Source organism: Polymorphobacter fuscus (genome assembly GCF_011927825.1).
GTDB lineage: Bacteria > Pseudomonadota > Alphaproteobacteria > Sphingomonadales > Sphingomonadaceae > Sandarakinorhabdus > Sandarakinorhabdus fusca.
Window position 1 is genome coordinate 713,286 of the sequence record NZ_JAATJI010000001.1, and the last position, 26,913, is coordinate 740,198.

Below are 26,913 nucleotides of genomic sequence, written 5' to 3' on the forward strand. Positions count from 1 at the left end.
GTCGATCCACATCCGGAGATGCACGATTTTCCACCTCATATTTGCCCTGCCCACCCTGTTCGTCATCGTGCGCTGGCTGTGGCCGCTGGCGATGTCGCCAGGATGGAAGATCGGCGTCGCTGTGGTGCTGCTCGCGGCGTCGCAATATCATTTCTGGAGCCGGCTTTCGTCGGGCTCGGTGTTCGCGCCCGAATTCCCGCGCGAGATCGTCATCCTGTTCAACTGGGCTTTCGGCGCGATCCTGCTGCTGGCGGTCTTGCAGCTGCTGCTCGATGCGGGCGCGCTGGCGGCGGCGCTGGCAAAACGGCGGATGGTCGGCATTCCCGATGTCGCCCGCTACGCGCTCGCCGGCACCGCCGCCCTGCTGGCCGCCATCGGTGTCGCCAATGCCGTGCGCGTGCCGCCGGTCAAGGATGTCGAGATCGCCGTTCCTGGTTTGCCGCCCCGCTATGACGGCTACCGGGTGCTGCAACTCACCGACCTTCACATCAGCCGCCTGTTCCCGGCCAGTTGGGCGCGCCGCGTCGTCGACCACGCCAATGCCACGGACGTCGACCTGATCGTCGTGACAGGCGACTTCATCGACGGCTCGGTCGCGATGCGCCGCGCCGACGTCGCGCCGCTGCGCGATCTGCGCGCCCCCGACGGTGTCTATGCCATCCCCGGCAACCATGAATATTTCTTCCGATACCCCGAATGGATGCGCCATCTGAAAGGCCTGGGGCTGCGCATGCTGCCCAACACCCATGTCGTTATGGCGCGCGGCGAGGCACGGCTCGTGCTCGCCGGTGTCACCGACCTGTCGGCGCCCGAAGTGGGTGAGGTAGGCCCGGACCTTGCCGCCGCGCTCGCGGGTGCGCCCGCCGGCGTGCCGGTGCTCCTGCTCGACCACCAGCCGAAAAACGCCCGCGCCGCGGCCGCACGCGGCGTTGCCGTCCAGCTGTCCGGGCACACGCACGGCGGCATGATCCTGGGGCTCGACCGCCTCGTCGCGCGGGCCAATGGCGGCTTCGTATCGGGCCGCTACGACGTCGACGGCATGACCCTGTACGTCAACAACGGCACCGCGCTCTGGCCCGGCTTCGCCTTGCGCCTTGGCCGGCCGTCGGAATTGACGCGGATAACCCTGCGCACGCAGCGCTAGGTCGAAACGTCGAAGCCAGAGGCGCCGATATCCGGATCAGCGGCCCACGTGGAGTTCGGGGGAGCGCCCGAGGTACGCCCCGGAGGCGGAGGGCACGGCGGTGACCGACAGTGGTGCCCCGCACGTGCCGGAACTGTACCATTTCGCGATGTCACCTCTGCCCTGATTGGAGGTGGCACAGTTTGCGGTGACGGCGGATGTCCGGAAGGCCTTGGCAAATTGCGGCGCCTTGTTCCACGCAGGTCCGACAGTATTTGGCAAATATCAGGCGGACTTTCAGATCGGAACGTGCTGCACCCTGACCCGCCTGCCGGTCGCCTTTTAGGTGACATACCCTACTACGGGCCAACCAGATTCGCTCTATGCTGCTGTGCTTCAAGCCGGCAGTCAGAGAGTCGAAACGCCAGCGTGATCAATTCGAAGGAACTCTGGATCTGGACAGGCGCCATCTTCATCATTTCGTTTTCGATCCTGGGTTATCTTGGCCGGGAAATCTACGTGCAGGCACCGCCCGTGCCCACCAGGTCAGCACCACGCAGGCTGCACTCGTCTACTCCAGGAACGATATCCAGACGGGCCGTGAAGTCTGGCAGACGCTGGGCGGGATGCAGCTCGGCTCGATATGGGGTCACGGCGGCTATGTCGCTCCGGATTGGGGCGCTGGCTGAACGATGAAGTCCGAAAACGCACGTCATGACCGGTTGAAGACGCTGCCGCCGGTGCTGCGCGGTGGCTTCAGGCCCTTTTTCTTCGGCGCCGCTGTCTGGGCTCTGCTGGTCGTCTCGCTGTGGGTCCTGTCGCTTTCGGGCAGGATAACGCTGCCGACCTATTTCGACGCGCTGGCCTGGCATCGGCACGAGATGCTCTTTGGCTATATCGGCGCCGTGATCGCCGGCTTCCTGCTGACGGCCATTCCGAACTGGACCGGTCGCCTGCCGATCGCGGGCGCTCCCCTCGCCGCCCTCGCAGGGCTGTGGCTGGCCGGTCGTATCGCGGTGCTGTTCTCGGGCATTGTGTCCGCCCCGCTCGCCGCCACACTCGATGTCGGGTTTCTGGCGGTGTTCGCTTTTGTCGCCGGACGCGAGGTGCTTGCGGCAAGGAACAAGAATTTTCCCGTCGTCATCGCGATTGCAATCTTCGCGCTTGCCAACGCGCTCGATCATGCCGAGGCGCTTGGCGCCGCGATCCCCGCCGGCACCGGCTGGCGGCTGGGCCTGGGCATCGTGATCACGCTGATCGCGCTGATCGGCGGGCGTATCATCCCATCGTTCACCCGGAACTGGCTGAGCAAGCAAGGCCTCAAGCAAGGCCTGCCGTCTCAGCCGGACCGCTTCGACATTGCCACGATCGCGCTTACCGGCATCGGCCTGCTCGGCTGGGTGGCGGCGCCGGCAGCGCCGCTTGTCGGCGGGTTGCTGTCAGCCGCAGGCGTGCTGCAATTGGTGCGGCTCTCGCGCTGGTCGGGCTGGCGCACCGCGCGCGAGCCGCTGGTTGTCATCCTCCACATTGCCTACGCATGGCTGGGAGTCGGTCTGATCCTCCTGGGCGGCAGCGTTTTCGTCCCTGTCATACCGGCATCGTCCGCCTTGCACGCGCTCAGCGCCGGCGCGATCGCATCGATGACGCTGGCGGTGATGACGCGCGCCACGCTCGGCCATACCGGACACGAACTTCGGGCGGACCGACTTACCATGGCCATTTATGCGCTTGTCACATCGGGCGCGATCGTGCGCGTTACCGCTACGCTGTTGCCGTTCGATTATACGGTGTCGATTGCACTGGCAGGCACGCTGTGGGGCGCGGCCTTCCTGCTCTTTGCGGTGGGTTATGGACCAAAGCTGCTCGGCGGCCGAACCCCGTAAAGTCGCGACCCGTAACGAGGTTCATCTCCCCGGCTGCAATCGTCGTGCCATCCTGCGCGCGCCGATCGCCGCCCGACTGACCCGATGGTCCTGCGCTCCCGCGTTCGATCGTGTCGCTCGAGATAACGGCCGCCGCGCGTTGGCAGGGTCGCGACGCAGCGAACTGCGTCGCCAGGCCGGCAGGCCCGCGATCGCTTACTGGCTGCCGCCGGGCGTGTCGGTACGAAAATGGCCGGCGCGGTGCACCAGGCCCAGCATGTGCGATGCCGCACTTGTCGTCAGAGGATGATGGGCACGCCCGGCGCGCGGCGCGATGAACTCTGCCATATCGCGAATCTGCGCCTGCTGGCCCTCGGACGCGTCAGCAAGAAGCGCAATGATGACATTTTCGAGCGCGATGACACGGACGCGGAGCTGAACGATTTCAGCATTGGAAAGCGCCGGCGCCGAAAATTCGGCGTGGCCGTCCGCGCCCGGCTCGGCACCGCCTTCGTCTTCCCAGCGGGCAAGCGCCTGGGCACGGAGACCCTCGGGATGTTCCCCGCCAATGCCATCGTCAATCATCACGTGTATCTCCGGATGGTGGGCCAGTTCGCGCATCGGGTCGAAACAGTGCCTGTCTCGATCAGGATAATTTGCCGCAGGCAAATCACAGATACAGACCGAGTTGTCAGCATGCTGTCGCGCTGCTGTTGTGATATAGACGATTATCGTCGAAGTCCACCTATAGCATCCGACGCCTGAGAGACTGTCCGCGCTCCCGCTTTTTCGCCGGAGAGATCATGGCCAATTCTATTCTCGCACCTTCCGATGATTCGCTGGCCAAGGAACGCGAGGCCGAACCGCGGATCCACCACATTCCGCAGGGATTTTCCGATCACTTCGCACTTGGCTTTACAAAAGTGCTGCGTTTCTGTGCCGACACCTTCTTCGCCAAGCGCTACGGCCACCGCGCGATCGTTCTTGAAACCGTTGCCGGGGTGCCCGGCATGGTCGGCGCCACGATCCAGCACCTGACGTCACTGCGGCGGATGCAGGACGATCACGGCTGGATCCGCACGCTTATGGAGGAAGCCGAAAACGAGCGCATGCACCTGATGACCTTCATCGCCGTCGCGCAGCCGACCTGGTTCGAACGGCTGGTCATCCAACTTGTCCAGGGCGGCTTCTACATCGCCTTTTTCCTGCTTTACCTCGTTTCGCCGCGTACCGCCCATCGCATTGTCGGCTACTTCGAGGAGGAAGCGGTGATGAGCTACACATTCTATCTCGCCGAAATCGACGAGGGCCGTGCCGAAAACGTGCCTGCCCCGGCAATCGCACGCCATTATTGGAAGCTTCCCGCGGACGCGACACTGCGCGATGTCGTTCTCGTCGTCCGCGCCGATGAAGCGCATCACCGCGACGTCAACCATGGCTTTGCCAGCAAGATCGCCGGTGAGCCGATCGTCGAGAGGATCCCGGCACCCTACCCCGAGCACGCCGACGACATCAGAATGGCAGTGTAACGGTCAGGGCATTCCGGTGGTGGGCATTGGTTACCTGCGCAACGCGACGTGGTTGGCGCCAGCGCCGAGCGGTACGTCGGCGCTTCTGGCGAGTCGCGGCGCGTACCGGCGGTACAATCCGCAATGACGCCACGCGGAACACCGATCCGCGCCTGATAATCAGGGGATCACGTCGGACGAGCGCAAGGACATCTCGCTTGAAAAGGTGCGCTCGGCAGCTGTAACCGCACGCTCACAGAAGCGCAGGGTGCTCAAGCGTCGATGGTGAAACGAAACACCCGGCTGGGGCCATCTTCGGGAAGCAGGTACAGGTCGCGCCCTTCGACCGCCATGCCTTCGCCGGTATATGCTCCGCCCCGGCCAAAGGGTCGGGCGAGCCCGACAGCGCCGCTGCGCAGGGTCCGCACGATCTTCATCGACGGCCAGTCTATCCAGTCGACAGTGCCGCTCCACAGCGTCCTTGATCCGCCCGCGACAAGGTGACGGCCGACAAACTTCATGTCCTGATACTGCGTCGACGACGGGTTGGACACCACCCGCGGCGGCGCGGTCTTGCCGAGATCGAACACGTAAAGCAGTCGGCTATTCCAGTTGCCGGCCACAAGCGTTCGCCCCGATACCGCCACGCAGCCAAGATGATCCGCAACATGGATCTTGCGACGGACCACCATGGTTTCGGCGTCGATCTCGACCAGCACGGTCGAACTATCCGGCCTGTATTCCGCCACCGGCACCCAAATCGAAGCATTCGAAACCGAGATACCGCCGGGGTGAAAGCGCTTGCCCTCGCTCACCTCCAACCGCCGCTGGAACTTGCCCGTCGCGCGATCGAACTGATGGAGATAGGCCTTGCGGTTTGCCTGGTCGACCGAGGTCACCCAGATATGTCCGCCCGCGATTTCTAGCCCCTGGACATGGAAAACCTCCCCCTCAAGCTTGAGGCTACCCCGGGCGCGCGCATGTTCGATCGCACCGTCGAACGGGTCCGGCGCCGCTGCGACCGACAAACTCGACAGCAGCAGGAGAACGACTGTCACAGCCGGACGCGCCATTTTGCGGATCATCTGCATTGCCCCCGAGCGCGCGTCGGCTCGACGGTGGCCATCGCAACTTCGGATGACAGGAGAATTGCTCGGGGTTGAAACTTTTAAAGTTTCGCCGCGACCAGCGGCGCACTGCGCTGGCCTTCGTCGCCGTTTGGCTTGTCGTGGTAAGCCCGCGGGTCGCCCCCGCGGGCGTAACCTTCTCCGACGTGCCACAAGCCCGAAAGGACGCCGAACGATCGGCCCGAACGGGTCTCGCAGTCGGCGATTGCGGCTCCGGCCGGGCGGTGCAAGATGCAGCGGATGCCTGCCGCCATGCTCCGTCCGCTGTTCGTCGCCACCGTGCTCGTCGGCAGCTTCCTGTTGTTCCTCATCCAGCCGATGTTCGCGCGCATGGTCATGCCGCGTCTCGGGGGGTCGTCGTCGGTGTGGAACGTCGCGATGCTGTTCTACCAGGCGGTGCTGCTCGGCGGCTATCTCTATGCCCATGCCCTTCAGCGGCTGGCGCTGCGGCAGCAGATCGCCCTGCACCTCACGCTGTTCTTGGCTGCCGGGCTCACCCTGCCGGTTGCCGCGGCGACCTGGCTGCCTGACCCCGGAACGACGCCGCCGGCGCTGTGGCTGCTCGCGCTGCTGGCGGTCTCCATCGGGCCGGTGTTCCTCATCGTATCGGCGCAGGCGCCCTTGATGCAGGCGTGGTTCGCACACAGTGACGACTCATCGGCAGACGCGCCTTTCTTCCTCTACGCCGCCTCGAACACCGGCAGTCTTGCAGCCCTTGTCGCCTATCCGCTGCTCATCGAGCCCGGGACGCGGCTGGCGGTTCAAGGCTGGGCATGGTCCGCGGGTTTCGTCGTCCTGTTCCTGCTCGTCGCGCTGGCTGGCCGGGCGGCGCTGCAGCGGCCGGCGGCATTGGTGGCGGCCCGTGGCGGCGCGGTTACCGGGCGCCAGCGCATGCGCTGGACACTGCTCGCGCTGGTGCCGTCGGGGCTTTTGCTGTCGACGACATCGCACCTCACCACCGACATCATGGCGATGCCCCTGCTTTGGGTAATTCCGCTGGCGGTGTATCTGCTCAGCTTCATCATCGCCTTCGGTGGCGGCGGCGTCCGGGCGACGCGGATCGCTGTCGGCGCCGCACCGCCGCTGCTCCTGCTGCTCGGCAGCCTGGCCTTCGTCACCGCCAGCGCGGCGGTCATCTTCTACACTGTCTCGGGCGTCGTGCTGCTGTTCGTCGTCGCCCTCGCGCTGCACGGCACACTGGCCGCTGAACGGCCCGATGTCGGCAATCTGACGGAATATTACCTGTGGATCTCGGTCGGCGGCGCGCTCGGTGGGCTATTCTGTGCGTTGGTCGCGCCGCTGGTGTTCGACTGGGGCTATGAACATCCGCTGCTGCTCGTTGCCGCCGCGCTGCTGCTGCCGGCCCGGCCGGTCGCGGCCTGGGCGGACCGGCTGTGGACGTGGCGGGGCGGCGCCGCGATCCGCTGGTTGCTGCCGCCGCTGGCCCTGGCCGCGTCGCTCGCGGGCGCATCGTGGCTGGGCAGCCAGACGGATGCCTCGCTCGCAGCGATGGTCTTCATCATGGCGCTGGCGGTCGTCTCGATCGGTCGCCCGCCGTGGTTCGCCTGGGCGTTCCTGATGCTGATGATGACGCTGGGCGGCTGGAAACAGCTCGATCCGGCCGCCGCGCCCGTCGACCGCACCCGCAGCTTCTTCGGCATCTATACCGTGCGCGATTCGCAAGCGCGCCAGGTCCGCGAGCTGCAGCACGGCACGACGCTGCATGGGGTCCAGTCGCTCGCGGCCGGCAAGGCCACGCGGCCGACGAGCTATTATGCCCCTGGCTCCGGCGTGGGGCGGGTCTTTTCCGCCGCGCCGCGGCTGTTCGCAGCGCCGGCGCGGATGGCGTTCGTCGGACTCGGTTCGGGCACTCTGGCCTGTTATGCGAGGCCAGGGCAGCGGTGGACGGCGTTCGAGCTTGATCCGGCGATGGTCGGCATCGCGCGCGACCGACACCTGTTCACCTATGTGGAGCGCTGCGCTCCCGGCCTGCGTATCGTCGTCGGCGATGCCCGGCTGATGCTCGCGCGTGAGGCTGTCGGCAGCGTCGACATGCTCGCCGTCGATGCCTTCTCGTCCGATGCGATCCCGCTCCACCTGATGACGACCGAGGCGTTCCGTGTCTATGCGCGCGTGCTCGCGCCCGACGGCGTTCTGTTGGTCCACATTTCCAATCGTTACCTTGACCTCGAGCCGGTCGTCGCCGCGATTGCGCGCGCCGAGGGCTGGACGGCGCGGGTCAGGCGGCACCAGCCCGGGCCGGTCGCGGCGCCGGGCGAGGCCGATACCCGGTCGATCTGGATCGCGTTGACGCGTTCGCCGGCCCGGATGGAGCAGGTGATTGCGGCCACGGGCGATGCGCCGGCGGACTGGCAGGCGCTGCGCGACTCTCGGGGCGCGCAGCCCTGGACCGACGACTTCGCATCGATCCTGCCCGCGTTCAAATCGCCGTTCCGATGATCATCGCCGCCAATCATCGGCGCGGCCGTCCGGTCTGACCGGAACCTTCGATCGATCCTGACAAACCGGGCGCCGGCACCGGTGACAGCCAGGCGGGCGTGCGCAAGGGGCGACGTCCGGGATCAGTCTAAAGGTCTTCGCTCAGTGCCTTGATATCCTTGTTGAGGACGCGATCATTGTCGGCATAGTCGACCGGGCAGTCGATGACCTGGACGCCCGGCGATCGCAGGCAGGCTTCGAGCAGCGCAGGCAGCATCGCGGCGCTCGTCACCCGGTGCCCGGCCGCGCCATAGCTCTCGGCATAGAGCACGAAGTCCGGGTTGCCGTAGCTTAGTCCCCAGTCGGCGAAACCCATATTGGCCTGTTTCCAGCGGATCATGCCATAGCTGTTGTCGTTGAGGATCAGGACGGTCAGGTTCAGCCCCAGCCGGATCGCGGTCTCCAGTTCCTGCGCGTTCATCATGAAGCCGCCGTCGCCGCAGATCGCCATCACCTTGCGGTCGGGATAGACCATCGCCGACGCCATTGCCGACGGCAGGCCGGCGCCCATGGTCGCCAGCGCATTGTCGAGCAGCACGGTATTGGGCTGGTGCGCCGTATAGTTGCGCGCGAACCAAAGCTTGTAGATGCCATTGTCGAGCGCGATGATCCCGTCGCTGGGCATGACCTTGCGCACCTGGTCGACCAGATATTGCGGATAGATCGGGAAGCGCATGTCGCCCGCAGCGGCCTCGCGATGGGCAACCTCGGCGGCGCGCACGGCACGCATGCCGGCGCAGGCCCAATGGTCCTGGCGGGTGATCGTCTCGTCGATCTGCCAGAGCGCGTTGGCGATATCGCCGATGACCTCGATCTGCGGGAAATAGACCGGATCGACTTCGGCCGGGCGGTTGGAAACATGGATCACCACGGCGCCGTCGGGCTGCATGAAGAAGGGCGGCTTTTCGATCACATCATGGCCGATGTTGATGATGACATCGGCCTTGCCGATGGCCGCATGGACGAAATCTCCCGACGATAATGCGGCACATCCCACAAATCCCGGATGACGCTCGTCGATGACGCCCTTGCCCAGCTGCGTCGTCAGGAACGGGATTCCCGTGGTGTCGACGAGCCGACCGAGCATCCGCGACGTCATCGTCCGGTTGGCGCCGGCGCCGATGACGATGATCGGCGCGCGCGCCGCCTCGATCGCTGCCACGGCGTGGGCGATCGCCTTGGCATCCGGCACCGGACGCCGAACATTGCTGGGTGCGATCGGGGTCGCATCGGTCGGGTCATGCGCGATGTCCTCGGGAAGTTCGAGGTGGGTCGCGCCGGGCTTTTCCTCCTGCGCCAGCCGGAACGCCTCGCGGGTGCGCGCCGGGATGTTATCGGCCGATGCAAGCTGGCGGGTGTATTTGGTGATGGGCTTCATCATTTCGACGACGTCGATGATCTGGAACCGGCCCTGCTTCGACGATTTGATCGGTTTCTGGCCGGTGATCATCACCATCGGCATGCCGCCCAGCGTCGCATAGGCCGCCGCCGTGACGAGGTTGGTCGCCCCAGGCCCAAGCGTCGCCAGGCAGACGCCGGCCTTGCCGGTGTGGCGGCCATAGGTCGCCGCCATGAAGCCGGCACCCTGCTCGTGCCGCGTCAGGACCAGGCGGATCCGCGTCGATCGCGACAGGCTGTCAAGAAAATCGAGATTCTCCTCACCCGGCACGCCGAACACGTATTCGCACCCTTCATTCTCCAGGCATTGCACCAGCAGGTCGGATGCCTTCGTCATGTCGAATCCCTCGGTCAAACCGGCATGTTGCTGTGCCAGCGGGGCAATGGAAAGGTTCCAGTCGCACCAGGCGATACCGGCCTCACCGCTTTTGCCGTTGCCGAAGGCCACTGGCGGGCATCACCCTTCGCCGCAACAGGCGCAGCAGAATCCGATCTCGCTGATACAGATGTCGGCCCGATGGTTGCGGCCATAGGCGACAATAGCCAGGGTCGCCACGCTTACTCCCTCCAGAACCGCCGGCAGGTTGCTGTTCGACGCGGCAAACAGGGCGAACGGCAGCCGGCAATCTCGGCGGGCATCGCGTTGAGCAGGAAAGCGGCAAAGCCGAACGAATAGAGCACCATGCCGCCGAACAGCAGCGCCGTAGCGAGCAAGGAAGCGGTCAGCACGGCTGGACGCCTGACAGCGAGAGTGGCGAAACCACCGCCGCGTCATGCACCCGCGGCGTGTAGTCCGACATGACGCACATCGGCGCGCGGCACCATTCAGAAACTTCCCGTCTGTTCGATGATGGCATCGGCGATCGCGGTCCCGCTCGCCCATGCCGCCTCCACGCGGGCGCCAAGGCACCAGTCGCCGCCGACGTGCAAAGTGCCATTGTCGCCGCGCAGGAACGGTTCGCCGAGCGGTGCAACCGTGCGGGCATAGCGCCAGCGGTGGGCAGCAGCATATAGCGCCGATTCCGGTGCGACCCCGATCACCTCGGCCAGCATCGGCAACATGCGCTGAGCCATGGCCTCGACCGTGTCTTCGAGATGCTGCTCGCTCCATGCGACGCTGGCCTGCGCCACCCAAGTGGCCAATGCGCCGTTGCGGCCCGGCTTGCTGCTGTCCTGCGCGATCCACGCCAGCGGGTGATCGTCGGCGGTTCGCGAACGGAAGGGACGCGGGGCGTCGGCCGGAAACGCTGCCATCAACGTGAGGCAGGGCGCCATGGCGATGCCGGCGATGCGGTGGTGCAAGGGGTGAGACTCGCCGAGCAGCATCGCGGCTTGCGGCGCTGGCACGGTCATTACCAGATGGCGCGTTTCGATGGATCCGGCGTCGGTATCGAGTTGCCAACCACCCGGCACCGCCCGCACGGCGGTGACCTGCCGGCCCAACTGGACATCGACGCCGGCTGCCATGGCGCGCGGCAAACCCGACATGCCCGGCTGGCCGACAAGGCGCGGCGCCGCCGAGCCGTCATCCCAGCGGGCACAGGCAGGACCAAGCTGCTCCAGCGCCGCGGCAAAGCCCGGGTGGCGCGCCGTCAGATACTGGGCACCATGATCGAAGCTGGTCGCACCTTCGGCCAGCGTCACGCGCCGCGTCGCCAGGCGCCCGCCGATGCCGCGCCCCTTGTCGAGCACCACCGGCGCGTGTCCGGCATTCACCAGACGCCGGGCGCAGGCCAGGCCCGCCATGCCGGCGCCGATGATGGTAATGTCGTGCGGCATTGTCGCCCATCCCTTATGTTGCGATCGAAATCCAGACACGCGATGGCCGAGGCGCAAAACGTACCACGCCAGAGATCATCGAGGAGTCTGGCATCATGGTCGCAGCGCACCTACGCGACACCGACCCGGTGCAGCGCAAGGCGTAGGTCCGGGTCCTGTCCGACCGCGTAAAGGTCGACACCTGGGAAATCCGGATCATGGGGCCAAAGTCGGCTCTGGAACACGCCGTACTTGACGCGGAGGTCGCAGCGGGGCGCGTGCCCAGCTTTGACCGAGAGTGGTGCCCCTGGCCGGACTCGAACCAGCACGGATTTCTCCACTCGATTTTGAGTCGAGCGCGTCTACCATTTCACCACAGGGGCATGCGGGCTCTCGCTAGCGCATCCGGCAGCGCGCTTCAACGCCCGATCGACGGCCGGAACGCATTGCTGCTGGACAGCGAAGCGCCGACGCCGCAAGGCTGGCACGATGCGACCACCTCGAAATTCTGGCGGGGCCGATGGCCAGCGCCCGCCGTCCGGCCCCAAGCGTCCCACCGGCGACCGCCGCGCCCCCGGCGCGACCCGCCCCGTGCGCCCCGGCAACCCCCAATCGCGCCCGCCGCGCCCACCGCGCGCCGCCGATGAAGTCATCGTCCACAGCCGCCGCGAAGCCGAAGCGCTCGACAACCGGCGCGAAGGCGATGGCAATGGCCGCCGCCACATCCCCGGCGGACGCCTGCCCAAAGTGCCGAAAAGCGAGCCCCGGGCGCTCGCCCGCCCGCCGCGCAGCGGTGACCGCAAGCCGCGCAACCCGGCACCGTTCAGCGACTTGCCCACCGCCGCCCCCACCGGTCGCCGCGGCCGCGGCGATGCCCGGGTCGCCGCCCGCGCCGCCGCCCGCACCGGCGCTGCCGTGCCGGTCGAACCGCAGCGCATCGCCAAGCTGCTCGCCCGCGCCGGCATCGGTTCACGCCGCGACATCGAACGCATGATCGCCGATGGCAAGGTCGCGCTCGGCGGCCAGACCCTCACCACCCCCGCCACCGTCGTCAACAGCCTCGATGGCATCACCGTCGATGGCCAGCCGGTGGCAGCGCTCGAACCGTCGCGGCTGTTCCGCTTCCACAAGCCGGCCGGCTTCCTGACCACCGCACGCGACCCCGGCGGCCGCCCGACGATCATGGACATCCTGCCCCCCGGCCTGCCCCGCGTCGTCCCCGTCGGCCGGCTCGACATGAACACCGAAGGGCTGTTGCTGCTCACCACCGACGGTGCGCTGAAGCGCGCGCTCGAATTGCCGACGAGCGGCGTGCCGCGCCGCTACCGTGTCCGCGCCTATGGCGAGATCACCCAGCCGGCGGTCGAAAGCCTGATCGAGGGGCTGACCATCGACGGCATGCGCTATGGGCCGATCGATGCCGAGATCGAGCGCCGCACCGGGCGCAACCTGTGGCTGACGATCACCCTCACCGAGGGCAAGAACCGCGAAATCCGCCGCGTGCTGGAATTTCTCGGCCTGCAGGTCAGCCGCCTCATCCGCGTCGCCTATGGCCCGATCGAACTCGGCGACCTCGAACCCCGTGACGCGGACGAAGTCCCGGACGGCGTTGTCGCCAGCTTGCGCAAGTCGCTGTCAAAGGCCTGAGGCATGCGCATCATCGCCGGGCATTGGCGGGGCCGCGCCCTGGTCGCCCCCGAAGGCGCCGCCACCCGCCCGACCGCCGACCGCGTCCGCGAGGCGCTGTTTTCCATGCTGACCAGCCGCCTTGGCAGCTTCGAAGGGCTTCGCGTTCTCGATGGTTTCGCCGGCACCGGCGCGCTGGGGCTGGAAGCCATGTCGCGCGGCGCTGCCTATGCGACCTTTGTCGAAAACGACCCCGCCGCGGTCAAGGCGCTGCGCACCAACATCGCCGGCATGAAGTTCGTCGCCGATGTCATCGCCGCCCCCATCACCGCCATCGGCACGGCGCCGCTGGCGTGCGACATCATCCTGCTCGATCCGCCCTATGGCTCGGGCCTCGCCGAGCCGGCATTGCTGTGCCTTGCCGAACGCGGCTGGATCGCGCCCCACGCGCTCGTCTCGGTCGAAACCAGCCGCAAGGAGGCCCTGGCAAGCGACTATGACGTTCTCGCCGTGCGCGACCACGGCAAGGCGCGGCTCCACCTGCTGCGCGCGCCGGGCTAGGCCGTCCGCTCCCGGACACACGGATAGGTCCCGATCACCTTGACCCATTTGGTGTGGAACCGAAGCTCCTCCATCGCCAGCACCACCGCCGGATCGTCGGTCGACCCGACGATTTCGGCATAGAATTCCGCCGCCGCGAACGACCCGTCGCGGATATAGCTTTCCAGCTTGGTGATGTTGATGCCGTTGGTGGCAAAGCCGCCGAGGGATTTGAACAGCGCCGCCGGCACGTTGCGCACTTCAAAGTTCATGCTCGTCATCGCCAGCACCCCGGCGTCGGGCAGCGGCGCCGCCTCGCGGGCCAGCACGACGAAGCGTGTCGTGTTGTGGTCGGCGTCCTCGATGCCTTCGGCGAATACCGTCAGACCGTAAAGTTCCGCCGCCAGCTTCGACGCGACCGCGCCCACCGACGCATCGCCGGTGCCGGCGACATGCGCCGCTGCGGCCGCCGTGTCGAAATACTGCACCGGTTCGATGCCCAGCTTGCGGATCCGGCCGCGCACCTGCCCCAGCGCCTGCGGGTGGCTGATGACCTGGCGCAGCATGTCCTGGCGGCCGACCCCCATCAGGCAATGGCGGATCCGCACGAAATGTTCGGCGATGATGAACAGGCCCGATTCCGGCAGCAGGAAATGAATGTCGGCAACGCGGCCATGCAGCGAATTTTCGATCGGGATTACCGCCCGGTCGCAGCGCCCGGCCTGCACCGCCTCGATGGCGTCCTCGAACGACACGCACGGCAGCGGCGCTGCTTCGGGAAACAACTCGCGCACCGCCTGGTGCGAATAGGCGCCGGGAGCGCCCTGGAACGCCACGGCAGCAGCGGGTGCGGCATCGGCGCGCGCCGTCATTGCGGTGACAAGCGCTTCGGCGCGAAGGGGATAGCTGCTCATGAACGTTCCTGCTGCTGAGACGCCGCTCTAGGCGAGCCGCAACGCCGGAGCAAATCGCACCCTGACCCGGATCCTGCCCGGTGTGCGGCGCACAATCGCTTGCCCGAGCCCCTGCCACTGCTATAGCGACCGCAGAATTGCGGCGCGCGCCGCCCGTCCGATCAGGAGCCTTTACGTTGGACAGCTTCGAATTCAACAAATACGCCGGCTGGGGCCTTGCCGCAGTGCTCACCCTGCTCGTCGTCAATGTCGGCAGCAGCGCGGTGTTTCGCCCGGTCAAGCCCGAAAAGCCGTCCTATGTCATCGAAGGCGTTGTCGAAGAAGTCGCCGCCGGTGCAGCACCAGCGGCCGCCGAACAGCCGATCGCCGTCTATCTCGCCTCGGCGACGGTGGAAAAGGGCGAAGGCGTCTTCAAGAAGTGCGCCGCCTGCCACACGGTCGACAAGGGCGGCGCCAATGGCATCGGCCCCAACCTTTACGGCATCGTCGGCAATGTCCACGCCCATTCGGCAGGCTATGCCTATTCCGAAGTCCTTGCGGCGATGAAGGGCAAGCCGTGGTCGTGGGAAGAACTCAGCAAGTGGCTGACCAGCCCCAAGACCTACGCACCGGGCACCAAGATGGCCTTTGCCGGCATCGCCAAGCCCGAAGATCGCGCCGCACTGCTGGTCTATCTCAATTCCAAGAGCGACGCGCCGCAGCCGCTGCCGGCCGCGCCCGCAGCCGACGCGGCCCCTGCCGAAACCGCGCCTGCGGCCGGCGAAACCGCCCCGGCAGCCGACGCGCCGGCCGCAGCCCCGGCGGCCTGACCCGAAGCCGGCAACCACGGCAGCCCTCGCCCGAACCCGGGCCAGGGCTGCCGCCGTTCTGCAGGCTCAGAAGTCGAACCGGTCGCGGATGATCTGCCAGCCCTCTTCGGCGGTCTCGACGATGTGGAACAGGGCCAGGTCGCTGCGCGCGATCACGCCTTCGTCGGCCAGCGCTTCGAAATTGACCACGGTGTTCCAGAATTCGCGGCCGTACAACAGGATCGGCAGCGGCGCGACCTTGCCGGTCTGCACCAGCGTCAGCAGCTCGAACAGCTCGTCGAAGGTGCCGAAGCCGCCGGGGAACACCGCCACCGCCTTGGCGCGCATCAGGAAGTGCATCTTGCGCAGCGCGAAATAGTGGAATTGAAAGCTCAATCCCGGCGTCACATAGGGGTTGGGCACCTGTTCGAAGGGCAGCACGATGTTGAGCCCGACGGACGGCGCCCCGGCATCGACAGCGCCGCGATTGGCCGCCTCCATGATCGACGGCCCGCCGCCCGAGCAGACGGTGAAGGCACGCGTGCCGATGTCGTCGACCGGGGTGGAAGCGAGCATCGCCAGTTCGCGCGCCACATTATAGTAACGCGACTTGGCGACCAGCCGCTCGGCGATCTCGCGCTGGTCGTCGGTCGTCGCCGCCGCCAGCACCGCCGCGCCTTCCTCGGGCGACGGGATACGCGCCGATCCGTAGAAAACGAACATCGAATCGATGCCGGCCTCGCTCAGCGCCAGTTCGGCCTTCAGCAATTCCAGCTGGAAGCGCACCGGCCGCAGGGCATCGCGCAGCAGGAAATCATTGTCCTGAAACGCCAGCGCATAGGCAGGGTGTTCGGTCTGCGCCGTGCTGGTCGGGGCATTGGCGACCACGGCTTCTTCGCGCGCGGTCGGGAACAGGCGCGCGGGGACATGGGGGGCGTTATGGGGGGTGTTATGGGGAGCATTCATGCCGCGTGAGGTAGGCGCGTGAGGCCGCGAAGTCACCCCCCGGCGACGGAACATGCGGCGCCGGGCCGCGCGCCCGTGCGCCATTTACGCAAATTTCGCTTGGAAAACGCGCCGTCCGCCGCGAGAACGGCGCAAATCACGCAAGGACGCCGCATGATCGATCGCCGCAGTTTCACCGGGCTTGTCCTGCTTGCTGCAACCCCTGCGCTGGCGCGGACGCCGGCCGGGTTCGACCTTGCCGCCGCCGTCAAGACGGCGGAAGCCGCGAGCGGCGGCCGCGTCGGCCTCGCCGTCCACGATACCGCCACCGGCCGGCGCTTCAGCCACCGCGGCGGCGAACGCTTTGCGATGGCGAGCACCTTCAAGACGTTGCTCGCTGCCGCCGTCCTCGCCCGCATCGATGCCGGCGAGGACCGGCTCGACCGCGCCATTCCCGTCGCACAGGGCGATATTCTCGGCAATTCGCCCTTTGCGGAACGCCGCATCGGCCGAACCGCGAGCGTCGCCGAACTTGCCGAGGCAGCGATCATCTACAGCGACAATGCCGCTGCCAACCTGCTGCTGCCGTCGGTTGGCGGGCCCGCCGGCCTCACCGCCTGGCTGCGCCGCACCGGCGACCCCGTCACCCGGCTCGACCGCAACGAGCCGACCCTCAACGAGGCCCGGCCCGGGGACCCGCGCGATACCAGCAGCCCCGACGCGATCGCCGCGACCTGGCAACGGCTGCTGGTCGGCCCGGTGCTGACCCCGGCCAGCCGGGCGTTGCTCACCGGCTGGCTGGTCGGCAACACCACCGGCGACACGCGGCTGCGCGCCGGACTGCCCAAGGGCTGGCGCGTCGGCGACAAGACCGGCACCGGCCGCAACGGCAGCGTCAACGACATCGCCATCGCCTGGCCGGACCGCACGGCGCCCGGCCCGGTCATCATCGCCAGCTTCATCAACGAAGGCACGGCCGCTGCAGAGGTGCTCTACGCCCTCCACGCCGACCTGGCGCGCGCCGTGGTCGCCGCAATCGGGCACTGACATCGGAGCTTTCGCTTGACCGGGGGTCAAACGACCTTATGACCGGCGACGGGCCACGCGGTCCCAACGCCGCGCGAGCTCTCTGTAAGGAGAGAATATGATTGATCGTCCTACCGCATTGCCAGCGCGTGCGCATTTTTCGTCCGGCCCCTGTGCCAAACGCCCCGGCTGGGCAGCTTCCGATCTTGCCACCGAATCGCTGGGCCGCTCGCACCGGTCGAAGCTCGGCAAGGCGCGGCTGAAGCTCGCCATCGACCTGACCCGCGAAATTCTCGACGTCCCCAGCACCCACCGTATCGGCATCGTGCCGGCGTCGGACACCGGCGCCTATGAAATGGCGATGTGGAGCCTGCTCGGCGCCCGCCCCGTCACCATGATGGCCTGGGAAAGCTTCGGCGAAGGCTGGGTGACCGATGCCGTCAAGCAGTTAAAGCTCGATGCCGACGTCGTCACCGCGCCTTATGGCGAACTGCCAGACCTGACGCGCATCGACCAGTCGCGCGACATCTGTTTCACCTGGAACGGCACCACCTCGGGCGTCCGCGTCCCCAACGGCGACTGGATCCGCGACGATCGCGAAGGCCTCAATCTCGTCGATGCCACCTCGGCGGTGTTCGCGCAGCCGATCCCCTGGGACAAGGTCGATGTGCTGACCTACAGCTGGCAGAAAGTGCTCGGCGGCGAAGGTGGCCATGGCGTTCTCATCCTCGGCCCGCGCGCCGTCGAACGCCTCGAATCCTATGTCCCCGCCTGGCCGCTGCCCAAGATCTTCCGCCTCACTGCCAAGGGCAAGCTGATCGAAGGCATTTTCTCGGGCGAGACGATCAACACGCCGTCGATGCTGGCGGTCGAGGATTACATCGATGCGCTAACCTGGGCGCAGCATCTCGGCGGCATGTCGGAACTCACCGCCCGCGCCGATGGCAATGCGACCGCGCTCAACGCCTGGGTCGACCGCACGCCGTGGATCGAAAATCTCGCCAAAGAGCCCGCGACGCGCTCCAACACCAGCGTCTGCCTGACCCTGCCCGGAACGTCCGAGGAACAGGTCAAGGCGATGGTGTCGCTGCTCGAAAAGGAAGGCGCCGCCTATGACATTGGCGCCTATCGCGACGCCCCGCCCGGCTTGCGCATCTGGTGCGGTGCCACGGTCGACACGACGGACATCATCGCGCTGACCCATTGGCTCGAATGGGCGCACGCCCAGGCAACCGCCTGATCGACTTCTTCCCTCCCGAACCCGGGAGGGGTCGGGGGTAGGCCCTTTGCGCCGCCCCCACATCATTCCCACCCCACCCCCTCCCGGTCCGGGAGGGGAGCCGAGGAAATTCCCATGCCCAAAATCCTCATCTCCGACCAGATGTCCCCCAAGGCCGCCGAAATCTTCCGCGCCCGCGGCATCGAAGTCGATGAAATCACCGGCCTGTCGAAGGACGAGCTGATCAAGATCATCGGCAATTACGATGGCCTCGCCGTGCGCAGTGCCACCAAGGCGACCAAGGACGTCATCGCCGCCGCCGCCAACCTCAAGGTCATCGGCCGCGCCGGCATCGGCGTCGACAATGTCGACATTCCGGCGGCATCGGGCGCCGGCATCGTCGTCATGAACACGCCGTTCGGCAACAGTATCACCACCGCCGAACACGCCATTGCGCTGATGTTCGCCCTCGCCCGCCAGCTGCCCGAAGCCGATGCCAGCACCCAGGCCGGCAAATGGGAAAAGAACCGTTTCATGGGGGTCGAGCTGACCGCCAAGACGCTCGGCCTGATCGGCGCCGGCAATATCGGCAGCATCGTCGCCGACCGGGCGCTGGGCCTGAAGATGAAGGTCATCGCCTATGACCCGTTCCTCACCCCCGAACGCGCCGAAACCATGGGCGTCACCAAGGTCACGCTCGATGAACTGCTGGCCCAGGCCGATTTCATTACCCTCCACACGCCACTGACCGACAGCACCCGCAACATCCTGTCGGCGGAAAACCTCGCCAGGACCAAGGCCGGTGTCCGCATCATCAACTGCGCCCGCGGCGGCCTGATCGACGAGGCGGCGCTGAAGGCCGGGCTCGACAGCGGCCATATCGGCGGCGCGGCGCTCGACGTGTTCGTGGAAGAACCCGCCAAGGCCAGCCCGCTGTTCGGCACACCCAACTTCATCAGCACGCCGCATTTGGGCGCCAGCACCGACGAAGCCCAGGTCAACGTCGCCATCCAGGTCGCCGAGCAGATGGCCGACTTCCTGCTCACCGGCGGCGTCACCAATGCCCTCAACGTGCCGTCGCTCAGCGCCGAGGAAGCGCCGCGCCTGCGCCCGTACATGCAGCTGGCGGAACGCCTCGGCAGCCTCGTCGGCCAGCTCGTCGCCGACGGCATTTCGGCGGTCACGGTCGAGGTCGAAGGCGCCGCCGCCCAGCTCAACATCAAGCCGATCACCGCCGCCGTCCTCGCCGGGCTGATGCGGACCCATAGTGACACGGTCAACATGGTCAACGCGCCCTATCTGGCGCGCGAACGCAATATCGAGATCGCCGAAGTGCGCCACGACCGCGAGACCGATTACCACACGCTGGTCCGCGTCACCGTTCGCACTCCGGCGGGCGATCGCAGCGTCGCCGGCACCTTGTTCGGCATGACCAAGCCGCGGCTGACCGAAATCTTCGGGATCACCGTCGAAGCCGATCTCAACGGCCGCATGCTCTATATCGTCAACGAGGACAAACCCGGCTTTATCGGCCGCCTCGGCGGCGCGCTGGGGGAGGCCGGCGTCAACATCGGCACCTTCCACCTCGGCCGCCGCAATTCGGGCGCCGAAGCCATATTGCTGCTCTCGGTCGACGACGTCATCCCCGACCCGCTGCTCGCCGGCATCTGCCAGCTGCCGGGGGTGAAGACAGTCAAGGCACTGACCTTCGCATGACGGCGTCCCCTCTCTCGCCGCGCTTCGCGCGAGTCGACCTCCCCCCGGCGGGGGGAGGTGTGCATACCTCCCCCCACCGGGGGGAGGTCGGACTCGGCGTCAGCCGAGCCGGGAGAGGGGCCCCACGCTCATGATCCCCCCCGGCCTCCTCCCCGAGGGCCTGCGCGACCGCCTCCCCCCCCAGGCGGAGGCCACCGCCGCGCTCGTCCACGGCCTCACCGCGACCTTTGCCAGCCATGGGTACGAACGCGTCCAGCCGCCGCTGGTCGAATATGAAGAATCGCTCGGCAGCCGGCTGGGCGGCGCCGCGCGGCGCGAATTGCTGCGCTTCACCGATCCGATCAGCCAGCATACCCTGGCGCTGCGCTCGGACATCACCGGCCAGGTCGGCCGCATCGCCGTCACCCGCCTTGCCGCCACCGCGCGGCCGCTGCGGCTGAGCTATGCCGGGCCGGTGCTGCGCGTCCGCGGCACCCAGCTCAGCCCCGAACGCGAAAGTGTCCAGGTCGGCGTCGAATTGATCGGCAGCGATTCGCCCGCCGCCGCCGGTGAAGTCGTCTCGCTTGCCGTCACGGCGCTTGCCGGCACCGGCCTTGCCGGCCTGTCGCTCGACCTCACCATGCCCACCCTCGTCGCCGACCTTGTCGCTGCCGGCTGGCCGCTCGGCCGCGCTTCGCTCGCCGATGTGCAGGCGCTGCTCGACGGCAAGGACGTCGGCGGTCTCCACGCGCTCGGCGCCGGCGCCTTCGAACCGCTGATCGCCGCCGCCGGCCCGGCCGACGCGGCGCTTGCCCGGCTGGCGGCACTGCCCCTGCCCGACGCCGTCCGCGCCCGGCTCGACGCCGTCGCCGCGCTGGTTGCCGCCCTCCCCGACATCGCCGTCACCCTCGATCCGACCGAGCGCCATGGCTTCGAATATCAGACCTGGATCGGTTTTTCGCTGTTCGGCGCCGGCGTGCCGGGGGAAATCGGCCGCGGCGGCGCCTATGCCATCGTCACCCCCGAAGGCGCCACCGAAGCCGCCATTGGCTTTTCGCTCTATGTCGACGGCCTCGTCGATGCCGGCTTGGGCGTCGTCGATGCCCGCCGCGTGCTGCTGCCACTCGGCACCGATGCAGCGGTGGCGGCGAGGCTGCGCGCCGACGGCTGGGCGACGGTGGCCGCGCTTTCGGCCGACGCCCGACCGGCAGATTTTCGCTGCACGCACATCCTCGATGGCGTAGAGCCAAGGGCGATCTGACGTCTCCCCTCCCGGCACGGGAGGGGCAGGTGGGCTTTCTGCACCGCAGGGCCCATCCGCCGCAACCGAACCCACCCCCGACCCCGCCCGCCACGGGCGGGGAGATAAGAGAAGAAGATGCCCAACGTTACCGTCATCGGCGCCCAATGGGGCGATGAAGGCAAAGGCAAGATTGTCGACTGGCTCAGCGAACGCGCCGATGTCGTCGTCCGCTTCCAGGGCGGCCACAATGCCGGCCACACCCTCGTCGTCGGCGAAAATGTGTACAAGCTCAGCCTGCTGCCCTCCGGCATCGTCCGCGGCACATTGAGCATCATCGGCAACGGCGTCGTCTTCGATCCCTGGCATTTCCGCGACGAAGTCGCCCGCATCGGCGGCATGGGCGTCGCCATCACCCCCGACACCCTGCAGGTGTCGGACCAGTGCCCGCTGATCCTGCCGCTGCACAGCGACCTAGACGGCGCGCGCGAGGACGCGTCGGGTGCCGGCAAGATCGGCACCACCCGCCGCGGCATCGGTCCCGCCTATGAAGACAAGGCCGGGCGCCGCGCGCTCAGGGTCTGCGACCTCGCCCATCTGGACGCCATCGGCCCGCAGCTCGACCGGCTGCTCGCCCATCACAATGCCCTGCGCACCGGCTTCGGCATTGCGCCGGTCGATCGCGAGGCCCTGCTGGCCCAGCTCCACGACATCGCGCCGGCGGTGCTGCCCTTCGTCAAGCCGACCTGGACGACGCTGCGCGACGCCAAGGCCCGCCGCAGCCGCATCCTGTTCGAAGGTGCGCAGGGCGTGCTGCTCGATGTCGACCATGGCACCTACCCGTTCGTCACCTCGTCGAACGTCGTCGCCGGCCAGGCGGCGGCAGGCAGCGGCATGGGGCCCAACGCCGTCGGCTATGTCCTCGGCATCGTCAAGGCGTACACGACGCGCGTCGGCAGCGGGCCGTTCCCCACCGAACAGGACAATGAAGACGGCGAAAAACTGGGCGTCCGCGGCCATGAATTCGGCACCGTCACCGGTCGCAAGCGCCGCTGCGGCTGGTTCGACGCGGTGCTCGTCCGCCAGGCCATCGCGGTGTCGGGGGTGACCGGCATGGCGTTGACCAAGCTCGACGTTCTCGATGGCTTCGAAACGCTGCGCATCTGCACCGGCTATACGCTCGATGGCGAAACGCTGGATCATTTCCCGGCGCACGCCGCCGACCAGGCCCGGGTGGTGCCGATCTACGAGGAATTCGCCGGCTGGGCCGAATCGACCGCCGGCGCCCGCCGCTGGGCCGATCTGCCGGCGCAGGCGATCAAATATGTCCGCCGCATCGAGGAATTGACCGACTGCCCGGTGGCATTGGTCAGCACCTCGCCCCAGCGCGACGACACCATCCTCGTCCGCGACCCGTTCCTCGATTGACGCGGCGCGGGGGTGGCCGGCCTAGCGGACCGCCATCCCCAGCCCGGCCGCAAGCCGGTTGTTCCAGCCGCGGACCAGCCCTGGCACCAGCACGATATCGACCAGCCACCACAGCCACGCCAGCGACCGCAGCACGCCGCCGATGCCGGCGAGCGGCCCGCCGCTGCCATCGAAGGCGATCGACGTGTTGGTCGATGACCCGAACACGGTCTCGATCGTCTGGGTGTCGGTCGTCGCGCCGGAATAATAGCCGATGCCGACGAGCAGCCAGCCGCCGACATGCAGCGCCAACAGAACCCAGCCGGTCTTGCCGGCACGCGTGTAGAAGCGATGTGCCCCGAACAGGCCGAGGAAAAACCACAGCAGATAGGCAACGAAGGTCGATTTGCGTCCCGCCTCGTACAGCGCAAGGTCGGGTTTGGCGGCGGGGTCGATCATGCCGACGATGTGGCCCGCGGCGCACAGCGATGCAAGCCCGGGTGGGCGGCACTCGATCAGCGTCAATCAACAAATCATTTGGTCATTGCACCCGGGCCACCCTATCTCCCCGGCATTGCGCCGCAACGGATTGCGAAAAACATGACCAGCTTCGACCATGATCTGTTCGTCATCGGTGCCGGATCGGGCGGGGTTCGCGCCTCGCGCATTGCCTCCGGCCATGGCGCCAATGTCGCCGTCGCCGAGGAGTTTCGCGTCGGCGGCACCTGCGTCATCCGCGGCTGCGTGCCGAAGAAGCTGCTCGTTTACGGCGCCCATTTCGCCGAGGACCTGGTCGATGCCAAGCGCTTCGGCTGGCAGATCGAAGGCAAGGCCTTCGACTGGCCGACGCTGCGCGACAATGTGCTGGGGGAAGTCGATCGCCTCAACGGCCTCTACCAGAACACCCTCGATAGCCATCAGGTGACCACCCTCCATGGCCGCGCCACCTTCATCGATGCCCACACTGTCGCGGTGGATGGCAAGCGGATCACGGCAAAGCACATCCTCGTCGCCACCGGCGCCCGCCCGTTCGTCCCCGATATTCCCGGCGCCGAACTCGGCATCACCTCGAACGAGGTCTTTCACCTGCCGACGCTGCCGCGCCGGGTCGTCATTGCCGGCGGCGGCTATATCGCCAATGAATTTGCCGGCATCTTTCATGAACTCGGCAGCGATGTGACCCTCATCAATCGCAGCGAATCCATCCTGCGCGGCTGGGAACCGGCGCTCGCCGACCGGCTGCTGACCATCTCGGTCGCCAAGGGCATCAATTTCAAGCTCAGCTGCGGCCTCGAGCGCCTTGAAAAGACCGCCGACGGCATCCGGGTCCATTTCACCGACGGCAAGTCGGTCGATACGGATGTCTTTCTGTGGGCGGTCGGTCGCCGTCCCAATGTCGAAGGTCTGGGGCTGGAAGCTGCCGGCGTCGCCCTCAGCGAGACCGGCGCGATCCAGGTCGATGCCGACAGCCAGACCAGCGTGCCGCACATCTATGCCGTGGGCGACGTCACCGACCGGATCCAGCTGACCCCCATCGCCATCCGCGAAGGCCATGCCGTCGCCGACCGCCTGTTCGGCACCCGCGACTGGCGCGTCGATTACAGCGTCGTGCCCAGCGCGGTCTTTTCCAACCCCCCGCTCGGCAGCGTCGGAATGACCGAGGCCCAGGCCAAGAACGCCTATGGCACGGTCAAGATCTTCACATCGGACTTCCGCCCGATGCGCAACGTCCTGGCCAATCGCAACGAACGCGCGCTTTACAAGCTCGTCGTCGCCGCTGCCAGCGACAAGGTCGTCGGCGCGCACATGATCGGCCCGGACTCGCCCGAAATCCTGCAGGCGGTCGCCATCGCCATCAAGGCGGGCCTGACCAAGGCGCAATTCGACGATACGGTCGCACTCCATCCGACGATGTCGGAAGAGCTCGTCTTGATGAAGTGACCATCCGGAATAGGTAGTTAATACCCAATTAGCGATTATTGACGCACCGCAGCGCCGTTCCTAGAAAATATCGGGACGGGGACGCAATAAATTGTGAACCCGGTCGATATCTGTCGGAAGGGGTTGCACGCATGTTCGCCAAGACTGCACTTCGGGTCACCCTTGCGGCATCCTTGCTGGCATCGGTTTCGGCACAGGCCGCGACCATTGCCGGCCTCGTCAACACCGGCGCCGGACTGGTCGGCAATGTCGTGGACAGCAACTGGACGCTCAACGGCGGCAGTGCCTATACCGGCGGCACCAACGGCAGCTTCCCGATCGGGCCGTGGATCGCCGACGATGCTACCTCGCGCTGGCTGACGCCGTCGGCAAACGCATCCGACAGCTATGATCCGAACAGCGACGGCATCTATGTCTATCAGTTGACCTTCTCGCTTGCCGGCTTCAACCCGGCGACGGCGTCGTTCGCCGGGCGCTTCGCCGGCGACAATGTCGTCGATTCGATCACGCTCAACGGGACGACCATCGGGTCGGGCGGCGATTTCACCAGCTGGACCGCGTTCAGTTCCGCCGGCGCGACCTTCCTCGCCGGCATGAACACGCTCGACGTCACCGTCCGCAATTTTGCGCAGGCCAGCGGCAACCCGACCGGCGTTCGTGTCGAATTCACCAGCAGCAACGCCGCTGTCGTTCCCGAACCCGCCAGCTGGGCGATGTTGATCGCCGGCTTCGGCCTGGTCGGTGCCGCCGCGCGCCGCCGCCGTCGCACGGTCGTCGCCTGACCCGCGAACCGATCCCGGCATCAGGGGCGGCGGCAGCGATGCCGCCGCCCTTTTTGCACCCCATGTCGCGGCGCGCCGATCTTGCGCGCGGCGCCGCAATCCCGCATTGGGGGTTGTCATGACGATGTTCCCCGACAAGCCCGGCGCCTGGACCCCCACCAGTTGGCGCGCCCATGAAGCCCGGCAGCTGCCGACCTATCCCGACAGCGTCGCCCTGGCGCGCGTCGAAGGCGAGCTGAAATCCTATCCGCCGCTGGTTTTCGCCGGCGAAGCCCGTGACCTGACCGACCAGCTCGCGACGGTCGAAGCCGGCAAGGCCTTCCTGCTCCAGGGCGGCGACTGCGCCGAAAGTTTCGCCGATTTCCACCCCAACAACATCCGCGACACCTTCCGCGTGCTTTTGCAGATGGCGGTCGTCCTCACCTTCGCGTCCAAGATGCCGGTCATCAAGGTCGGCCGCATGGCCGGGCAGTTCGCCAAGCCGCGGTCGGGCGATTTCGAGGAGCAGGACGGCGTCTCGCTCCCCAGCTATCGCGGCGACAATGTCAACGACATGGCCTTCACCGCCGAAGCCCGCACGCCGGACCCGGAACGCATGCGCACCGGCTACATGCAGTCGGCCGCGACGCTCAACCTGCTGCGCGCCTTCGCCAGCGGCGGCTATGCCAATCTCCACCAGGTCCACAAATGGAACCTGGATTTCACCGGCCGCTCGCTGTGGTCGGACCAGTACAAGGCGCTGGCGGATCGCATCGGCGAAGCGCTCGACTTCATGGAAGCATGCGGCATCTCGCCGGAAACCGTGCCGCAGTTGAAGGGCACCAGCTTCTTCACCAGCCACGAGGCCCTGCTGCTCGGGTACGAACAGGCGATGACCCGGCAGGATTCGCTGACCGGCGACTGGTACGACACATCGGCGCACATGCTGTGGATCGGCGATCGCACCCGCTTCCCCGGCTCGGCGCATGTCGAGTTCCTGCGCGGCGTCGGCAACCCGCTCGGGCTCAAATGCGGGCCGACGACCGAGCCGGACGATCTCATCCGCCTGCTCGACACGCTCAACCCCGGCAATGTCCCCGGCCGCATGACGCTGATCACCCGCTTCGGCCATGACAAGGTGGAGGCGCACCTGCCCCGCCTGATCCGCGCCGTCCGCCAGGAAGGCCGCCGCGTCATCTGGTCATGCGACCCGATGCACGGCAACACCGTCAAGGCCGCCGGCGGCCTCAAGACGCGCCCGTTCGACCGCATCCTCGCCGAAGTGAAGAATGTGTTCGCGGTCCACCGCGCCGAAGGCAGCCACGCCGGCGGCATCCACATCGAAATGACCGGGCAGAACGTCACCGAATGCACCGGCGGCGCCATCGCCATCACCGACGAAGGCCTCGCCGATCGCTACCAGACCCAGTGCGACCCGCGCCTCAACGCCAGCCAGAGCCTCGAACTCGCCTTCCTGATCGCCGAAGCGCTGAAGGCCGAGCGCGACGCGCATCAGGCGCAGGCGGCCTGAACGCG

Annotated in this window: 24 protein-coding genes and 1 tRNA gene; 16 read left to right on the forward strand and 9 right to left on the reverse strand. The window is 67.1% G+C overall.

What is annotated here, in order from left to right:
* Positions 1–67 precede the first annotated feature (67 nt).
* The 3 genes from GGQ62_RS03435 (at position 68) to GGQ62_RS03445 (ending at position 3,006) form a co-directional block, all read left to right on the forward strand.
* Positions 68–1,144 (forward strand): metallophosphoesterase, encoded by a 1,077-nt coding sequence (locus GGQ62_RS03435; protein ID WP_243446596.1) that lies wholly within the window; start codon positions 68–70, stop codon positions 1,142–1,144.
* Positions 1,145–1,506: 362 nt separating this feature from the next.
* Positions 1,507–1,812, forward strand: coding sequence for a hypothetical protein (locus GGQ62_RS03440; RefSeq protein ID WP_152576487.1), 306 nt, complete (start codon positions 1,507–1,509; stop codon positions 1,810–1,812).
* Between the two features lie 51 nt (positions 1,813–1,863).
* Positions 1,864–3,006, forward strand: a complete 1,143-nt coding sequence (locus GGQ62_RS03445) for an NnrS family protein (RefSeq protein WP_207791807.1) — start codon at positions 1,864–1,866, stop codon at positions 3,004–3,006.
* A gap of 195 nt (positions 3,007–3,201) precedes the next feature.
* Here GGQ62_RS03445 and GGQ62_RS03450 read toward each other — a convergent pair whose 3' ends face one another.
* Positions 3,202–3,606, reverse strand: coding sequence for a hypothetical protein (locus GGQ62_RS03450; protein WP_243445964.1), 405 nt, complete (start codon positions 3,604–3,606; stop codon positions 3,202–3,204).
* Positions 3,607–3,788: 182 nt separating this feature from the next.
* Between GGQ62_RS03450 and GGQ62_RS03455 the strand changes: the two genes are divergently transcribed.
* Positions 3,789–4,514 (forward strand): alternative oxidase, encoded by a 726-nt coding sequence (locus GGQ62_RS03455; RefSeq protein ID WP_152576485.1) that lies wholly within the window; start codon positions 3,789–3,791, stop codon positions 4,512–4,514.
* Between the two features lie 251 nt (positions 4,515–4,765).
* Here GGQ62_RS03455 and GGQ62_RS03460 read toward each other — a convergent pair whose 3' ends face one another.
* Positions 4,766–5,584: a DUF6454 family protein gene (locus tag GGQ62_RS03460; protein ID WP_152576484.1), complete on the reverse strand. Its 819-nt coding sequence runs from the start codon at positions 5,582–5,584 to the stop codon at positions 4,766–4,768.
* Between the two features lie 267 nt (positions 5,585–5,851).
* On the opposite strand from GGQ62_RS03460, the gene GGQ62_RS03465 reads away from it, so the two are divergent.
* Complete coding sequence (locus GGQ62_RS03465; RefSeq protein ID WP_152576483.1) at positions 5,852–8,080, forward strand: fused MFS/spermidine synthase; 2,229 nt, start codon at positions 5,852–5,854, stop codon at positions 8,078–8,080.
* A gap of 127 nt (positions 8,081–8,207) precedes the next feature.
* Here the strand turns inward: GGQ62_RS03465 and GGQ62_RS03470 are convergent, their stop codons facing one another.
* The 4 genes from GGQ62_RS03470 to GGQ62_RS03485 form a co-directional block, all read right to left on the reverse strand.
* The gene (locus GGQ62_RS03470; protein ID WP_194163339.1) at positions 8,208–9,854 is read right to left on the reverse strand and encodes an acetolactate synthase large subunit; all 1,647 of its coding nucleotides are present in this window, start codon (positions 9,852–9,854) and stop codon (positions 8,208–8,210) included.
* A 221-nt stretch (positions 9,855–10,075) separates the two neighbouring features.
* Entirely contained in the window at positions 10,076–10,246 is a 171-nt protein-coding gene (locus GGQ62_RS16045; protein ID WP_207790459.1) for a hypothetical protein, read from the reverse strand.
* Between the two features lie 96 nt (positions 10,247–10,342).
* Positions 10,343–11,296 carry an NAD(P)/FAD-dependent oxidoreductase gene (locus GGQ62_RS03480; RefSeq protein ID WP_152576481.1) on the reverse strand — a complete coding sequence of 318 codons (954 nt, stop codon included), beginning with the start codon at positions 11,294–11,296 and terminating at the stop codon, positions 10,343–10,345.
* 278 nt (positions 11,297–11,574) lie between these two features.
* Positions 11,575–11,658 (reverse strand) — tRNA-Leu (locus tag GGQ62_RS03485).
* Between the two features lie 106 nt (positions 11,659–11,764).
* Here GGQ62_RS03485 and GGQ62_RS03490 point away from each other — a divergent pair.
* On the forward strand, positions 11,765–12,922 hold the full coding sequence (locus GGQ62_RS03490) for a pseudouridine synthase (RefSeq protein WP_152576480.1): 1,158 nt from the start codon (positions 11,765–11,767) through the stop codon (positions 12,920–12,922).
* Between the two features lie 3 nt (positions 12,923–12,925).
* Positions 12,926–13,462, forward strand: a complete 537-nt coding sequence (gene rsmD, locus GGQ62_RS03495) for a 16S rRNA (guanine(966)-N(2))-methyltransferase RsmD (protein WP_152576479.1) — start codon at positions 12,926–12,928, stop codon at positions 13,460–13,462.
* Here rsmD and GGQ62_RS03500 read toward each other — a convergent pair.
* On the reverse strand, positions 13,459–14,355 hold the full coding sequence (locus tag GGQ62_RS03500; protein ID WP_152576478.1) for a prephenate dehydratase: 897 nt from the start codon (positions 14,353–14,355) through the stop codon (positions 13,459–13,461). The two genes, rsmD and GGQ62_RS03500, sit on opposite strands and share 4 nt — an antisense overlap.
* Positions 14,356–14,531: 176 nt before the next feature.
* On the opposite strand from GGQ62_RS03500, the gene GGQ62_RS03505 reads away from it, so the two are divergent.
* Positions 14,532–15,164: a c-type cytochrome gene (locus tag GGQ62_RS03505; RefSeq protein WP_152576477.1), complete on the forward strand. Its 633-nt coding sequence runs from the start codon at positions 14,532–14,534 to the stop codon at positions 15,162–15,164.
* A 66-nt stretch (positions 15,165–15,230) separates the two neighbouring features.
* Here the strand turns inward: GGQ62_RS03505 and GGQ62_RS03510 are convergent, their stop codons facing one another.
* Positions 15,231–16,109 carry an LOG family protein gene (locus GGQ62_RS03510; RefSeq protein ID WP_152576476.1) on the reverse strand — a complete coding sequence of 293 codons (879 nt, stop codon included), beginning with the start codon at positions 16,107–16,109 and terminating at the stop codon, positions 15,231–15,233.
* 153 nt (positions 16,110–16,262) lie between these two features.
* On the opposite strand from GGQ62_RS03510, the gene bla reads away from it, so the two are divergent.
* From bla to GGQ62_RS03535, 5 genes are all read left to right on the forward strand, one after another.
* The gene (gene bla, locus GGQ62_RS03515) at positions 16,263–17,135 is read left to right on the forward strand and encodes a class A beta-lactamase (RefSeq protein WP_152576475.1); all 873 of its coding nucleotides are present in this window, start codon (positions 16,263–16,265) and stop codon (positions 17,133–17,135) included.
* Between the two features lie 97 nt (positions 17,136–17,232).
* Positions 17,233–18,354, forward strand: a complete 1,122-nt coding sequence (locus GGQ62_RS03520; protein ID WP_152576474.1) for a phosphoserine transaminase — start codon at positions 17,233–17,235, stop codon at positions 18,352–18,354.
* 114 nt (positions 18,355–18,468) lie between these two features.
* The gene (gene serA, locus GGQ62_RS03525) at positions 18,469–20,049 is read left to right on the forward strand and encodes a phosphoglycerate dehydrogenase (RefSeq protein ID WP_152576473.1); all 1,581 of its coding nucleotides are present in this window, start codon (positions 18,469–18,471) and stop codon (positions 20,047–20,049) included.
* Positions 20,050–20,179: 130 nt separating this feature from the next.
* Positions 20,180–21,289 carry an ATP phosphoribosyltransferase regulatory subunit gene (locus GGQ62_RS03530; RefSeq protein WP_152576472.1) on the forward strand — a complete coding sequence of 370 codons (1,110 nt, stop codon included), beginning with the start codon at positions 20,180–20,182 and terminating at the stop codon, positions 21,287–21,289.
* A gap of 117 nt (positions 21,290–21,406) precedes the next feature.
* Positions 21,407–22,696: an adenylosuccinate synthase gene (locus tag GGQ62_RS03535; RefSeq protein WP_152576471.1), complete on the forward strand. Its 1,290-nt coding sequence runs from the start codon at positions 21,407–21,409 to the stop codon at positions 22,694–22,696.
* 21 nt (positions 22,697–22,717) lie between these two features.
* On the opposite strand, the gene GGQ62_RS03540 is transcribed toward GGQ62_RS03535, so the two are convergent.
* Positions 22,718–23,134: a TM2 domain-containing protein gene (locus GGQ62_RS03540; RefSeq protein WP_167649456.1), complete on the reverse strand. Its 417-nt coding sequence runs from the start codon at positions 23,132–23,134 to the stop codon at positions 22,718–22,720.
* Positions 23,135–23,275: 141 nt separating this feature from the next.
* Between GGQ62_RS03540 and gorA the strand changes: the two genes are divergently transcribed.
* The 3 genes from gorA to GGQ62_RS03555 all read left to right on the forward strand — a co-directional run bounded on the left by gorA (position 23,276) and on the right by GGQ62_RS03555 (position 26,908).
* Positions 23,276–24,616 carry a glutathione-disulfide reductase gene (gorA, locus tag GGQ62_RS03545; protein ID WP_152576469.1) on the forward strand — a complete coding sequence of 447 codons (1,341 nt, stop codon included), beginning with the start codon at positions 23,276–23,278 and terminating at the stop codon, positions 24,614–24,616.
* A gap of 131 nt (positions 24,617–24,747) precedes the next feature.
* Positions 24,748–25,398, forward strand: a complete 651-nt coding sequence (locus GGQ62_RS16225) for a PEPxxWA-CTERM sorting domain-containing protein (RefSeq protein ID WP_152576468.1) — start codon at positions 24,748–24,750, stop codon at positions 25,396–25,398.
* A 118-nt stretch (positions 25,399–25,516) separates the two neighbouring features.
* Positions 25,517–26,908, forward strand: coding sequence for a class II 3-deoxy-7-phosphoheptulonate synthase (locus GGQ62_RS03555; RefSeq protein ID WP_243445963.1), 1,392 nt, complete (start codon positions 25,517–25,519; stop codon positions 26,906–26,908).
* Positions 26,909–26,913 lie beyond the last annotated feature (5 nt).